13 protein-coding genes and 1 pseudogene are annotated in these 13,242 nt (G+C 66.8%); 8 read left to right on the plus strand and 6 right to left on the minus strand.

From position 1 onward, the window contains the following. The 3 genes from ABD808_RS25940 to ABD808_RS25950 form a co-directional block, all read right to left on the minus strand. Positions 1-743, minus strand: a 743-nt coding sequence (locus ABD808_RS25940; RefSeq protein ID WP_344901343.1) for an aspartyl/asparaginyl beta-hydroxylase domain-containing protein, incomplete at its 3' end; no start/stop codon positions are given. A gap of 25 nt (positions 744-768) precedes the next feature. Further along, positions 769-2,184 (minus strand): preATP grasp domain-containing protein, encoded by a 1,416-nt coding sequence (locus ABD808_RS25945; RefSeq protein WP_344901346.1) that lies wholly within the window; start codon positions 2,182-2,184, stop codon positions 769-771. 56 nt (positions 2,185-2,240) lie between these two features. Then, the gene (locus tag ABD808_RS25950; RefSeq protein WP_344901349.1) at positions 2,241-3,446 is read right to left on the minus strand and encodes a cytochrome P450; all 1,206 of its coding nucleotides are present in this window, start codon (positions 3,444-3,446) and stop codon (positions 2,241-2,243) included. Between the two features lie 303 nt (positions 3,447-3,749). Here ABD808_RS25950 and ABD808_RS25955 point away from each other — a divergent pair, with 303 nt between their 5' ends. Then, positions 3,750-5,096, plus strand: a complete 1,347-nt coding sequence (locus tag ABD808_RS25955; protein WP_344901352.1) for a helix-turn-helix transcriptional regulator — start codon at positions 3,750-3,752, stop codon at positions 5,094-5,096. 290 nt (positions 5,097-5,386) lie between these two features. Here ABD808_RS25955 and ABD808_RS25960 read toward each other — a convergent pair. Then, positions 5,387-6,922 (minus strand): annotated as a pseudogene (locus tag ABD808_RS25960) (ISL3 family transposase). A gap of 123 nt (positions 6,923-7,045) precedes the next feature. Here ABD808_RS25960 and ABD808_RS25965 point away from each other — a divergent pair. The 5 genes from ABD808_RS25965 to ABD808_RS25985 all read left to right on the plus strand — a co-directional run bounded on the left by ABD808_RS25965 (position 7,046) and on the right by ABD808_RS25985 (position 9,930). Continuing rightward, positions 7,046-7,549 (plus strand): hypothetical protein, encoded by a 504-nt coding sequence (locus tag ABD808_RS25965; protein ID WP_344901355.1) that lies wholly within the window; start codon positions 7,046-7,048, stop codon positions 7,547-7,549. Beyond that, positions 7,546-8,079 (plus strand): DUF6262 family protein, encoded by a 534-nt coding sequence (locus ABD808_RS25970; protein ID WP_344901358.1) that lies wholly within the window; start codon positions 7,546-7,548, stop codon positions 8,077-8,079. The genes ABD808_RS25965 and ABD808_RS25970 overlap by 4 nt, the downstream gene beginning before the upstream one ends. Before the next feature lie 305 nt (positions 8,080-8,384). Continuing rightward, positions 8,385-8,888 (plus strand): RNA polymerase sigma factor, encoded by a 504-nt coding sequence (locus tag ABD808_RS25975; protein WP_344901361.1) that lies wholly within the window; start codon positions 8,385-8,387, stop codon positions 8,886-8,888. Position 8,889: 1 nt separating this feature from the next. Then, on the plus strand, positions 8,890-9,105 hold the full coding sequence (locus ABD808_RS25980; protein WP_344901364.1) for a hypothetical protein: 216 nt from the start codon (positions 8,890-8,892) through the stop codon (positions 9,103-9,105). 558 nt (positions 9,106-9,663) lie between these two features. Then, positions 9,664-9,930: a hypothetical protein gene (locus tag ABD808_RS25985; protein WP_344901367.1), complete on the plus strand. Its 267-nt coding sequence runs from the start codon at positions 9,664-9,666 to the stop codon at positions 9,928-9,930. A 123-nt stretch (positions 9,931-10,053) separates the two neighbouring features. On the opposite strand, the gene ABD808_RS25990 is transcribed toward ABD808_RS25985, so the two are convergent. Together ABD808_RS25990 and ABD808_RS38630 are read right to left on the minus strand one after the other, a co-directional pair. Beyond that, positions 10,054-11,274: an SAM-dependent methyltransferase gene (locus ABD808_RS25990; RefSeq protein WP_344901370.1), complete on the minus strand. Its 1,221-nt coding sequence runs from the start codon at positions 11,272-11,274 to the stop codon at positions 10,054-10,056. A 21-nt stretch (positions 11,275-11,295) separates the two neighbouring features. Continuing rightward, entirely contained in the window at positions 11,296-11,553 is a 258-nt protein-coding gene (locus tag ABD808_RS38630) for a NucA/NucB deoxyribonuclease domain-containing protein (RefSeq protein WP_425548992.1), read from the minus strand. 410 nt (positions 11,554-11,963) lie between these two features. On the opposite strand from ABD808_RS38630, the gene ABD808_RS25995 reads away from it, so the two are divergent. Together ABD808_RS25995 and ABD808_RS26000 are read left to right on the plus strand one after the other, a co-directional pair. Continuing rightward, complete coding sequence (locus ABD808_RS25995) at positions 11,964-12,533, plus strand: hypothetical protein (RefSeq protein WP_344901373.1); 570 nt, start codon at positions 11,964-11,966, stop codon at positions 12,531-12,533. 400 nt (positions 12,534-12,933) lie between these two features. Next, positions 12,934-13,233 carry a hypothetical protein gene (locus ABD808_RS26000; RefSeq protein WP_344901376.1) on the plus strand — a complete coding sequence of 100 codons (300 nt, stop codon included), beginning with the start codon at positions 12,934-12,936 and terminating at the stop codon, positions 13,231-13,233. Positions 13,234-13,242 lie beyond the last annotated feature (9 nt).

Consider the following 13,242-nt stretch of genomic DNA (forward strand, 5'->3'; position numbering starts at 1 on the left):
GCGGACCCCCAAGCGTCGCTCAAACCGACGCACAAACGTTCCTGCTTCTCGCGGCTGCAACCAGCGGATCGATTGACCAGAACTTCGCCCCGGGTGAGCAGGTCCTGCCACGTACCGGGGAACCAGGCGGCGAGCTCGCTGGTGAGAAGCGCGTCGATGACGAGGTGGACGCGCGTCGTCGTGGAGCTGGTGTTGGACACCAGATGCTCGCGGGAGAAGTCGCCGTACCACAGGGTGCCCGGCGACCAGCGGTGCTCGACACCGTCCAGGATCAGCACGGCCTCCGGGCAGGTCACGATGGGGATGTGGAGCCGCACCATGCCCCTGTCGAGGCGGTACTTGGGATCGCGGTGAGGGGTCGACGCCGCGCCCGGTCCCAGCGCCATCAACCGCGCCGCGTTGAGCGGGGCGGGAAATGCAGCCAGGAGTTCAGCGAAGTAGGGCAGCCGAGCGAGCCAGCGGGTGTCGGCGAACGGCTCTGGTCCGGGTCCGCCGGGGTCGGTGCGGTGCGGGTCGCCTGCCAGGCTCCGCAGCGGCAGAACACGCCAGTCGATCGCGGTGGCGAGGCCGACCTGCCCGCCCTGGATGTGGGTGCGCTGCCGGTTCCAGGTGTGCTCGGTGACGGCGTCCAGTTCGGCGGCGAGCCTAGCGGCGTCGAAGACCACATCGAGCTGAACCGCCTCGGCGGCCGAAGTGACAGCAGGCGACGCGGCCAGTGCTGGGCCGGTGGAATGGATAGGCATCGGGAAGACTCCGTAAGGGCTTTGGTTAACGCGAGGTGGTCCCGACGTGGTCGGCGGCGTCGTAGGTATCGGCGGGCACGGCTTTGAACCGTGCGTCGAGGCGGTCGAACATGCCCGCGTATCCCTCTGCGGGGTCGTAGGCGATGCAGAACACGAACTGCGCGGCCGCGCCCGGCGCCAGCGGCAGCGCGGGCATCGACACGATCACTCCCGTGCGTGTGGCTGGCTCATAGGCCAGTCCCAGTTCCCGCAAGGCCGTCAGGAACGCGGTGAAGTCGGGCACTGCCCAGGTCGGCGGGACGTGGAACTCCACCACCTGACGCCGCGGTTCCGCCGAGACACCGACAATGCCGTGGGCGATCTGCCGGTAGATGTGCAGGCTCCCCGACACTTGAGCGTTGACCTCGGTGAACACGACCTGCCCGCCGGGTAGCACCAGGGCGTCCGCACTCAGGTACCCGCGATACCCGACCGCCCGGTATGCCTCGGCGAGGCGAGTGCCGCCGTCCAGCAATGCCGTGCGGACGCGGTCGTCGACCCCGTCCAGAGGGACAACCTGGTGACTCAGGCGCCGCCCGACATACAGCAGGCGGCCCATCTCGGTGGGACGGGTGCCAGTGTCGGCGGCGTAGTGCTCGGAGTAGACGGTGTCGGCGTCGTCGGCGAACTCCTCGATGACGACCGGCCACCGATCGTGGTTGCTGGCCCACGACCAGCGCTGCGCCCAGTACGCGGCGATGGCGTCTGAGCCCGGGTGCAGCCTGTAGAGATGCCGGGCACCGACATGACCGACCCGGCGGTCGCCAGCCTCGACACCGTCCTGTCCTGGGCCGAGCACGAGCTCGTTGCCGACGCCCGCGCCGTTATGGGCCTGCTTGACGACAATCGCCTGTGACGGCGCCGCCGCCAGTAACGCGCCGGTGGCTTCGATCGCCTCGGCACGGCTGCGACACACCCGGCCCGGCATGATGGGTACGTCGGCAGCCGCAGCGAGGGCGCGGAAGTTGCTCTTGTTGTTGCCGATCTCCCCGCCGCCTTGGGCGAAGAACGCGGCGCCGGGGAACCGGTCGGCCACGCCCAACTCGGAGGCCAGCCGCGCCACGGCCGCCGATGGCCACAGCGCGAACACCTCCTGCACCGCGTCAGTGCCGCCGGGACCCAACGCCCTCCGTACCTGCTCTACAAAGGTGGGCGCGGTAAGCGACGCCGGATCCAGCAGCCGATCACCGTACGCGCCGGGCGGGGCGGTCAGGACGGTCACCGCGGCCGGAGGTACCCCGGTGTGCGTCAGCGCGTACTCGGCGAACTGCGGGTCAGGATCGCAGCACAAGACGAGCACGTCACCAGGCTGAGCAAACCAGAACAGCCGTTGGGTCCAGGCGCGCATGTCGCCCCGTTCGCGGATCGATGGGTCGATGTGGTTGCCAATGAGGATTCGCACGACAGCTCTCCTAGAAGGGCGGACGGACCACCACGAGACGGACCGGCGAGCGTGGGTCAGCGCGCGGGCTGGGCCGACGGGGCGTGCAGGACAGCGGGGAGCGACGCGAACGCGCGCAGAGTCGCAGTGGGGCGCCGGACCGGGTCGCCGTCGGGAACCAGGACCGCTCGGTTTCCGGTGGCCTGGTCGGCGAGCGCTCCCACCAGGCCGCGCAAGCCCGCCTGCGCGGCGATCGTGCCGATACAGGCATGCGGCCCCCACCCGTAGCCCAAGTGCCTGTTGGGGGTGCGCCCCAGCCTGAGCTGGTCCGGATCGGGGAACGCCGCCGGGTCCCGGTTCGCCGCGGCGAACAACGCGACGATCTTCTGGCCCGGGCTGATCTCGGCTCCGCCGATCCGGCAGCCGACCATCGCATGGCGCGTGGTGCCCTGCACCGGCCCGTCGAACCGCACCAGCTCCTCGACACCCGTGGCCCGTAGCTCAGCACGACGCATCGCCTTCAGCGCGTCGGGCCTCGCGAGGAGAGTGTGGATCACGTTCCCGGCGGCGGCCGCCAGAGTGCTGTACCCGCCCTGGAACATCACCCGTGCGGTATTGCGCACGTACAGGTAGGACAGCGGGTCAACGGCCGGGCCGACCGTTTCGCGGACCTGGGTCAGCACTCCGGGACGCTCTGAAGCGTCCCACCAGGACGCAACCAGGTCCGACAGCGCCCGACGAGCCGCCTGGCCCGGCTCGACCACTGCGGGATCCAGGCCACCGTCCATGCTCCGCATGATCGCCTCGGAGATCGCGGCGTACTCCTGATGCGGCGGAGCCTGGACGCCCAGCAGGTCCGCCACCACAGTGACCGCCAAGGGCACCGCGAGCTCTGCCATGACGTCGAAGCTTCCGGCACCGGTCAGCCCGTCGAGCCGGTCGGTCACCAGACGGTAGGCGCGCGACTCGATCGCCCCCAGGTCCTGAGCCCGGACCGCCGACATGAACAACGAACGGACCCAGCCCTGGTGCGGCGGATCGAGTGTCTGCACGCTGAGCCCGGAGTCCGGCACAACGCCGCCAGCGCGGCGCGGATCGCGGGCGAAGGCGCGATGGTCGCGCAGAACCCGGACGCAGTCGTCGTACCGGGTCACCACCCACGACCGCATACCCGCATGCCAGAACACCGGATCGGTCCGTCGCAGTTCCGCCAGCACCGGGTACGGGTCGTAGAGCGTCTCGGGAGCTAACGGGTCGTAGTGACACGCGGCTGACGGCGTCATAAAAGGGTCCTTTCAACCGGGGCCCGCGGGAGCGGACCCGCCACACGGCGGACCCGCCCCCGCGCGGCCGGGTGCGGTTCGGGGTTCAGTGGTCGTACGACATGGAGGCACCTCCTGCGCGTCGACGATGGCGGGTGTCCCGCCAGGCGGGGGCCGTCCCGCTGAGACGGGAGCAGGCGGGACTGATAGCGCCGAGTACATCGGCCGATACGTGCCATGCCCAGACCCGTGGGCTATCCCCGCCCTATCCCGCCGTCCACCGGGAGCCTGCCCAGCACGCCGTACCGGTGTTGAAATGGACAGGTGGACGACGAAATCCGCCACCCCCTCGCCTACGCCAGGACCCAGCGCGGATGGTCCCAGGAGGAACTGGCCAAGCGGATCCGACAGGCCGCCGCACGCCGCGGCCTGCGCTCAGGCACCCGGGGCTCCCGGATCTACAAGTGGGAGACCGGCCGCGCCATCCCGGACCAGGCCGAATCACAACCGCTCATCGCCGAGGCATTCGGTATCGACCACGCCGCCGTGATCCACCTCGGCTGGCCCAACTGGCTCCCCGGCCAAGACCAACCGCTGCCCTTCGGCCTACACAACGCGATCCCCTCGCTTCGAGAGGCCCTGATGACCTCCCCGGACCGCCGCTCGTTCCTCACCTACACCACCGGCGCCCTCGCCGCACTCGCCCACCAATGGGCCCGCACCCCACCGCGTCCCTTCACCAGACCAACCCCACCCACCATCGGTGCAAGCGCGGACGGGAGCTTTGGCAAGGTCGGTTTGGAGATGGTCGCATGGCTCGAAGACTCGGGAGCCGACCTGATCCGCCTGGCCACCGAGCACCAGCAGCCCTGCCACCAGCTCTTGGACGCGCATCTGGCAACCGTCACCGACATCCTCAGCCACGGCACCTGCCCGCGTCCGGCCACGCGACGGATGCACACGCTGGCCGCCTCGCTGGCCACGGCCATCGCCTGGCAACGGTTCGACGCCCGCCGACACGCCGCCGCCGCCCGCTTCTGGCACGCCGCCCTCCACAACGCCCACACCGCCGGACAACACGACCTCGGCGCCGGGATCCTGTCCGACCTGGCCTACCAGATGCTGTGGCTCAACCAGCCCCGCACCGCCGCGAACATCCTCGGACACGCCATCCCCCGTACCCGGAATCCAACCGCCCGGTCCCTGCTGCACCTGCGGCAAGCCCGCGCGTTCGCCGGGATCGGCGAAAACAGACGATGCCTCACCGCACTGACCGCCGCGGAAAAGGCCCTAGCCGCCCCAACCGCCGACCCGGCGCCCGCCTGGTGCTCCTGGATGTCGAATGCCGACATCGCCGCCGACACCGGCCGCTGCCTCGCCGATCTCGGACAGCGGCCCCAAGCCCACCAGCTCATGAACGAAGGCATCACACTCCTGCGACCCACCCGTTCCAAGACCCGCGCCGTGTACTGGACCTACCAGGCCCAGACCTACCTGAAGGATGGCGAACCCGAGATCGCCGCCGACGCCGCCACCCGCTCGCTGGAACTGGCCAGCCGCATCGACGCTCCCAGGTGCATCGCCATGGTCCGCGACCTGGAACCACAACTCGCGCCGTACGCACGAATCACAGAAGTCGATGAACTCCTCCAACGACTCCGCGCCAGCTGAGCCCAGCCGCAGCCGTTCCCACTGGGGTTCGCCCTTTGTCTAACGAGAAAATGGTCGGCCGGTGAGGGAAAGCGGGAGATCAAAGCGTCGGAGAACGGCGCCTCGGCCCGGAATTCTCCAACCTTTCCCAGCCCCAGCGTCGATACATTTCGCAGGCGCCTGCGTCGATCACAGCTGCAAGGGTGGCGTACCGTTCTGGGCACCCCCGCTCTCCCGATCACAGGTCTGTCCAATTATATATATTATTATTAATGGCTCTGTCTGTCTTTCGGTGGTAGCGGAGGGTGAGGTTATCCAAGGAGGATGCGGTGGCGTAGAAGGCGGAAACCTGGTCGGCCGTACATCTGTCTCTTGATCAGCTTGGTCTTGGTGTTGACGCCTTCAGTGCCGCCGTTGTGGTACTCCCTGGTCAAAGCGGCGTGGACCGCGGCTTGGTCGAGGCGCAGCCCGCGAATGAACGAGTGCATGTACGGCAGGTTCGCCTCCTCGGCGGTGGTAATCCACTCTTGTAACCGGTCGGCGTTGTCGACGGCTGGGACCAGGAGTCGGGCGAAGCCGCGGACCAGCGCGGCGAGGCTGTTCATCTCCGGGCAGGCGCTGGTGGTCTTGGCGAGGAGTTCGGCTGGTCGGGTCTGAGGGCCTGGGGGCGGGTGAGTAAGAACCGGGTGAGCCTGCGGGGTGACAGGGCGGGGCGGTCGTCCTCGACGCGGCCCTGGGTGATGTAGCGGTAGAGGAGGTTCTGGCTGCCGGTGTAGCCGCGTTCCCGGATCTCGCGCAGTAGCTGCAGGACGGGCACCGCGGGGTCTTCGGTCCGGCGTTTGCGCAGGTACTCCCGGTAGGGATCGACAAGCGTGGGACGGTATTGGGGCGCCCGGCGCATTTGAGTGGGCTTGTCGACCCGCGCATACCGTTTGACGGTGTTCAGGGCCAGGTTCAGCCGTCGGGCACATTCCAGGAGGCCAACGCCCGCATCGAGCAGATCATGGACCTGCTGCCACCGAGCGAGGGTGGTAGTCCTTCCGCCGTCGAGTTTGCGTACCCGGGAGGCACTGGCCCAGCAGCCGCTGTGGACGGAGACCTCCTTGCCGGCGGCTTGGGCGAAGTTGTGCCAGATGTGCCACCGGTCACCGACCTGGAGGGCGTCGGGCAGGGTCTGGTGCACGGCGTCGGCGTAACCTGCGGCACCATCCCGGCAGACGACCTGCACGCCCGGATGCTTGCGCAACCATGCTGCGAGGGTGTCGGACCTGCGGTCGGGCAGAACATCGACACGGCGGCGGGTCTCAGCGTCGATCAAGACGGTGGCGTAGGTCCTGGAGCGCCGCAGGGAGAAGTCGTCCACGCCCAGCACCCGCGGCGTCGCGACCACCGGTAACGGGATCCGCAGGAGGGCTCGCAGTGCGGTGTGACGGGAGATCGGCGCACCCAGCGCGGCCAGTATCCGAGCACCAGCCCGGCCGGCCAACTCCCGCACCACTACCCCGACCTGGGCGGTGAGCCGGATGGTTCGTCGCTGGTAACGCTCCAACAGCCCGGGAAGCTGTTCCCGGAATGTCCGCCGGGGACACCGCCAGTCTCGGCACGCCAGCCGACGCACCCGCACATCCAGCACCACCGGCCGTCCATCGACGGGAACATCGGCCACAGTCCGCTCGCACCACCCATGGACACGGGCGGGTCTCGACAGCGCATTCCGGGCAGGGCACTGGCGCCTTTCGACTGCGGGCCCGCACCCGGATCACCTCGCCCTCGTCCACCACATCGTCGATGATCAGGCCGGACAGGCCCGAAAACACCACATCAACAAGCCTGTCGCTCTCGATCACCCCTCAGCGTGACGGGCCGACACCCTCCGCTACCACCGAAAGAGAGACAGAGCCGAAAACCGTACAGTCCCACTACCGGTCGGCGAGGGACGACGCCGCGAGGCCGTCGACCGGGTCACCACGATGCAGTTCGACCGGCACGGCAACCGCGTCTGGCGCGACGCCAAGGCCCTACTGGACAGCGAACACACCCGCCGAGCCATCGGCGAAGTCGCCGTTCCCTACGGAGTCTGCACCGAGCCGACCAACGTCGCCGCCGACGGCCAGGACTGCCCGGTCCGGTTCCGCTGCGTCGGCTGCGGCCACTTCCGCACCGACGTGTCTTACCTGCCCGATCTCGAAGCTCACCTCGCCGACCTCCTGCGCAACCGTGAACGACTCATCGCGACGGCCGAAGCCGACGAGTGGGCCAAGACCGAGGCCATGCCCTCAGACCAGGAGATCCGCCGGATCCGCCGCCTCATCCGCCGGGTCCGCGACGACCTAGACGGCCTCTCCGTCGAGGACAAGCAGCAGATCCTCGACGCGGTGAACGTCGTCCGGCGGCACCGCACCACCACCGTTGGCCTCGGAATGCCCCGAATCGGTCCGCCCCGGCCCGACCTGCAACCCGAACGGATCGCATGACCAACACACCCATGACCCGCGGCCGCAAGGCCGCCACCGACCGACGCCGCGCCGCAGTCGTCAAGGCCATCAACGACGCCATCACCAACGGCGACGAACGCAGCGTCTCGGCCATCGCCCGCCGGGCGGGAGTCGATCGCACCTACTTCTACCGGCACCGTGACCTGCTCGAACAGACCCACACCGCCAGCGCCCAGCCCACCGGCAGCACCACCGGCGCCCCAGTCAGCCGTGCTTCCCTGCAAGCCGACCTGGTCAACGCCCAGGAACGCAACCGACGCCTGGACGCGCGAGTCCGCCACCTGGAAAACAAGCTCTCCGAACACCTCGGAGAGCAGGCTTGGCGCGAGTCCGGGCTCGGCGCGCCCGACGACATCGAGGCTCTCAAGCACCGCATCACCGGGCAGGAACAGACCGTCGTCGACCTCACCGGCCAGATCACCGAGCTCACCGAGGACCTCGACGCAGCCCGAGCCGCCAACCGCGAGATGATCAGTCGCCTCAACACCGCAGCTCAAAAGCCCACCTAAAAGATCTTGCGGTTGAAACGCGAATATCGCGCCCCGCCGATGGTCGTGCTGGATGACGGGGGCTATCCAGCCCCGTCGTTGGCCGTCGCCCTCGCAATGGGGCGAGGGCAGTGACACCGGAAGGAGCGCCGAGTGTTCTCAACCGAGAAGCGCTCTGGCGAACCACCATCCTGCGTGGGCGCCTCGCGAGAGGAAACGTCAGGACACGACCACGAAGCGCTCGAAGGCCACCGAAATCTACCTGGCCAGAGTGACTTCTCCGCCGCGTTGCCCCAGGGCAACGCCGACCCCGCCGGGATCCTGGAATGAGTGCCCCCCAGGCCGACGGCACGCCAGACCTGACGTCCTGGATCAAAGAAAACCACCGCTACATGCTGCGAGTGGCGTTCATGATGTCCAGAGACCCCTGGCTGGCAGAAGACATCACTCAGGAAGCGTGTCTGAAGATCTTCCGTGCTTGGCAGAACAAACAACAGCGCGACCTGATCCTCACCTCCCGAGGCTATGTTTTCAATATCGTCCGGAACACCTTCCTGAACCATTGGAAGACCCGTTCGCGGATAAATCATCATGAAGTTCCGCCCGGACCGGAGTATGACGAGGTCTTCAGAGATTCCGACACCAAGCTCCGCGACCTGATCTTCGACCTACCGGAAGATGAGCGCGCCCTGCTCATCTTCCACTATCACTTCAGGATGCATATCCTGGATGCTGGCCGCCAGCTTGGCATCTCCAAGCATGGGGCCTACCGGTTGCGAGACAGGGCGCACAATAGTCTCCGGGCGCTGCTTCAGGACCAGGAGGACTGAAGTGGACGTTGAAAAGCGTCTTCTCAGGGATGCCGAGTCCTTTGCAAAAGAGATCAAACTGCTGGACGAAGAAGGCGCACTCTCCAGGACACTCACGTTCCTGGGTCTCGCCGACTCTGACAGCAACGACGTCGAGAAGGACGCCCCTGGGGCCGGCCGCATCCAGCGGCCGGCCCCGGCCGGGGGTGAACCGGAAAGCCCAGGAAGACGAGCCTGACCCGCACACCCCAACGAGCTGTCACCGTCGAGGGCTAGGCCCAACCCCCGACAGCACGCAGCGGACCGACGAGCCAACGCGTCACGACCATCACTCTGGAAAGGGAAGGAAGAGAAAACTGATATAGCCGTTTGGATTTGATGTGGTTACCCGTCCAGCGAGTCTCGAACGGTCAGGAACACTCCCAAGCGGTTCCTCACCGTCGTCTGCATAGTCCGGCAGACAGAAATCTTCCAGCATCCCTAACCCGGGCATCTCCGCCTTGAGCTGGAAGACCCAGCGGACACGCAAGCACCCCAAGAAACTTGCGATGCTTGGGCGCTAGAAGGATGAAAGGCTCTTCCTGCACGGGGCGGGCAGAGCCTCCTACTGAAGCGAGAATCGAGCGGGCCCCTGGCTGGTCAAAAAATCATCAGACCAGCCAGGGGCTCACCCCGTTCCTTGCTCCTACAAGGGAAAACTTCTACACGTGCAAAAATCACACCTCAAAAGCCTCGAAAATTTTGCGTTGCCTCTGGTCTCTCACAGTAAAGGAGTTGCTCGACCATAGGGGTGAAAGTGTTCAGCAAGGTCCTACTCGCCAAGATCGTGTTCTTCATGATCGCGTTCATGGCCTCATCTATCGCGGCAGCGGCCACAGCCACTGCCACGATAATCGTCGGCAACCTGACCGAAATGCCATTGGGGCCCACCACAATCGCCGCCGCGACCATCAGCATCGCGACGTTCGGCATCTCCATCGCCCTGTTCTCAATGGCGGCCTTCCTCTTCCTGGGCAGCCCCAGGCCCGATGCCACTTCCACTCGCCAACCCCCCAAAAGCTAGCTCGGCAAGATCGAAAGTCCACCGACCTCGGGGCGGTGGACTCTTCGCTGCACTACAGGTGTTGCATCCGCTACGCTCGACCGCACGGTCATTGAGCTGCACTCCAAGGACGAACAGCCGCCCTCAGCTACCGCGGACCCCCAGAGAACCGCCCGGGAATAGGCGGTCGAAGACACTCCAGAAGTAGTCATCATCAACCCTGCGGCCGACGGCGCATGCTTGGAACTCGCCGGTGGGCGGGAGGTAGTTCCTCTGAGGTCCGGGGATCCAGCGGGTAATCTCGACGAGCCCGGTGACCACCAGGACGAAGCCGCCCATGAAGTTCAGGATCTCTTGGTGGTGGCGGAGTCGCTGGCCGGACCCGCCGATCCGAGGTGGTGGGTCTCCTTCCCCTTCGTTGTAATAGCCGAGGGTGCTGTGGGTGACGGCGAGGTAGCTGCCCTCCGCCAGAGGCCCGCCCAGCCTGCGCGCGTACTGGTAGGCGCGCGCGTCGTCGGGGATGTCGGGCAGGACCGAGAGCAGTGCTAGCGCGACCGGCTGGTCGAAGTCGAGGTGCTCCATCGCGCGGGTGAGGATTTCGTCCGGGTCGGTCAGGTTGGCCCGGACGAAGGTGATCCCGGTGTGCGCGGTGCCGCCGGGGTCGTGTTCTGGGCCGTTGTGGAGGTAGATGGTCCGACTGCCGGTTGGGATGAACGGCTGGATCGTGTCCAGGGCAGAATGCAACGCGTCGACGATGAGGAACTGGCCGATGCCCGCTTCATCGGCAAGATAGGTGGTCAGGCGGCCGAGGAATGCGTTGGTGTCCTCACGGGCGTTACTCACAGGCGCTGGGGAGGTGGAGAGTGCAGGAGAGCCGTCCCGGGTGGCATAGGTGTCCGGCCCGAAAATGATCTCCGGGGCTTGGGATTGCGGGCTGGGCCAGAGCTGCACGAGGTGGGTCTCCAGCGGACTCTCCACCATGTTGTAAATCGCCGCGTCGGCGCGGCCGCGGACATGGATGCGGAGCCGGTACCTCCCCGGGGGTACGGTACAGTTCCCGACTGCCTCTTCCCGGAAAATGCTGCGAACCTCGATACCGCTTTCCTCGGTAACCAGGTCGCGTTCAACGACCATCTCCCAGCCGTCGGAGACGGCGTCCGGCCGCTGCGCAAGTGTCTGCAGCAGCACCGTGACCGGACCCCACTGGGTGCCAGTGACGATCCCCGTCCAGTGATCCTCCCCCGTGGTCAGACCATCCTGTGGCGGCGGCCAGGGATCATCTCGCCTGGCCGCCGCCTCAATGTGGTACTGGCCCTCCTGCACCGCAACCTCAAGCGTGCGGAGCTCAGCCGACGATTCGCTCATGTCGGCCAGGTTGACACATCTTTACCAGGAGGACCGACCGTCTGGCAGGATTGCCCGCACCCAGAAGCTGTCACCATCAAGGATACGGTTAGCACGATAGAAGGCGCCGGTGATTCCGCCCTGGGAATTGTTAGACTGGGCCAACACCGTCTTAGCATGCCAGTCGGTTGCAGGGACTCTCGAAGCACCTTGATACGTGCTGGCCATGGGCCATTCATCGCAGCTTGGGGCGACCCCCCGCGCACGCCGTCCGGCGGTTACTGTCGATAATGGTCCTATTCTGGGTGCGCGTCAGCGGATTACCGAGCGCGGCCACTCCCCAGGGGGCAAGGTCGTCGCGACACTCCCCGTCTGCTGCTCGTAGATGTGCACGGCGACGTCGCGCGTGGATGGGCTTGCGGGTCGGCTCGCCAACGGGGAACAGTCAAGGTGCGTTGAGGTTGGTCGCCGTGTAGAACTGAAGCCTGTTGTGGGCCAGCACTTAGGCGGACCGCCCTCCCAGACAACCTCCAGCCAGCGACCTGCACCCTCAAAGCCAGCAGGTGATGACACGCCGGTGATCTGGCTCGCATTCACTGCCTGTAGTTGACAGGATGACATTCGCGAAGCTTTAAAGCTTCGGAGCCATGGTCTTCAGAGAAAGGGGCTCGAATTGGTCGAAACCTACACGATGCTGGGGAGCGCCTCACGTGAACGATCACGAGACCGGTACCAACAACGAGGACATCGAGCGGCTTGCCGCTGAGCTGCATGAGAACGTCCGGGCCCTCAACCACCTGACGCAGGGTCCACCGAGCCTGGCTGGACCGGCCGTCGCGTACAGCGTTCTGGGGAGTCTGGCCCAGACCTCATTCCGCCTGGTGCAGACCGTCGAGCAGATCGACACGTTCCTGACACGGGAACTGGATGCCGGGCGGCTCGGCCAGGACCAGGGCGACGACCCCGCCCGCGCTGTGACAACGGTGCACAACGCGCTGGGGCAGGCGACCGAACAGGCAGCCGAACTCAGCGATAGCTTCCACCGGGCGGCGAGTGCGCTTGCACCCGTCCACGGCGTGGACGTCGGCGGCGAACCGTCCGTCGAGCTGCGAGACAGGGCAAACCAGTCAGACCGTGAGGCAGCCCAGGTGGAGCCTGCGGAGAAGGACTTCCCGAACTCGATCGGTGACGTCCTGCCGAACTCGAGCGCCACCGACCCCAGGCCATCCGAGACTCGTTCGCCACCACCGCAGGTACCGCATCCGCGCCGAGAACGGTGAACCGGGTACTCCCACAAGCCCACCAGGCCGGAGTTGCCGTCGGTACAGGTGGACAGGCCGTGACCCTGTGGGGCTTTGCCAGCATCAGCCGTGGTCCTGCATTCGTTGCGAATGCGCTCTGGGACTGGGGCCCGTTGTGCGCTCCGTGGCGAGTGCGGAGCCGTCCGCCGGGGCCGGACCGGCGCGGGGCAAGAAATGGAAATCGTGCACTTAAGGCGGACTGGACCGGGCGCGGTCCAGTTCTGCGGGCGGGATCGAGCGCGATCAGGGGGTGAGAGCGATAGTCGGTGAAGGTGGATCGCAGTACGTGGCACCTGCCGGACGGTTGAATCGGCGTGCGCATCGCACTCCTCGCCGGGGGCGGTCGGTCAGGTTCTCTCTGTCGGACGAGGAACACGCGTTGGTGGTCTGGGCGGCCAGTGGGGAACGGCTGGCGGTCGGCGCGTACGCCGCGCAGGCCGTGCTGGTCGCGGCGCGTGGCAGCGTCCAGCCGCAGTACGCGCTGCTGCGGGAAACGCTGGCGACGGTGATGCACGCCGCTGGGCAGGCCCGGCGGATCGGGGTGAACCTCAACCAGGCGGTCGCGGCGTCGCACTCGGGTGAGCCGCTACCTCAACTGCGCTGGTATGCCGAGGCGGCGGCGCGGACCGTCCAGCGGCTGGACGATCTCGCCGACGAGTTGCGCCAGCGCCTTCCCTGACGTGGTCGG

This window comes from Actinomadura meridiana, from assembly GCF_039537545.1.
Taxonomy (GTDB): Bacteria; Actinomycetota; Actinomycetes; order Streptosporangiales; family Streptosporangiaceae; genus Spirillospora; species Spirillospora meridiana.

Bases quoted from the DNA above. Each gene is read 5' to 3' on its own strand.
- ABD808_RS25950 (WP_344901349.1), bottom strand. From the start codon at position 3,446: ATGACGCCGTCAGCCGCGTGTCACTACGACCCGTTAGCTCCCGAGACG.
- ABD808_RS25965 (WP_344901355.1), top strand. From the start codon at position 7,046: ATGCAGTTCGACCGGCACGGCAACCGCGTCTGGCGCGACGCCAAGGCC.
- ABD808_RS25970 (WP_344901358.1), top strand. From the start codon at position 7,546: ATGACCAACACACCCATGACCCGCGGCCGCAAGGCCGCCACCGACCGA.
- ABD808_RS25975 (WP_344901361.1), top strand. From the start codon at position 8,385: ATGAGTGCCCCCCAGGCCGACGGCACGCCAGACCTGACGTCCTGGATC.
- ABD808_RS25990 (WP_344901370.1), bottom strand. From the start codon at position 11,274: ATGAGCGAATCGTCGGCTGAGCTCCGCACGCTTGAGGTTGCGGTGCAG.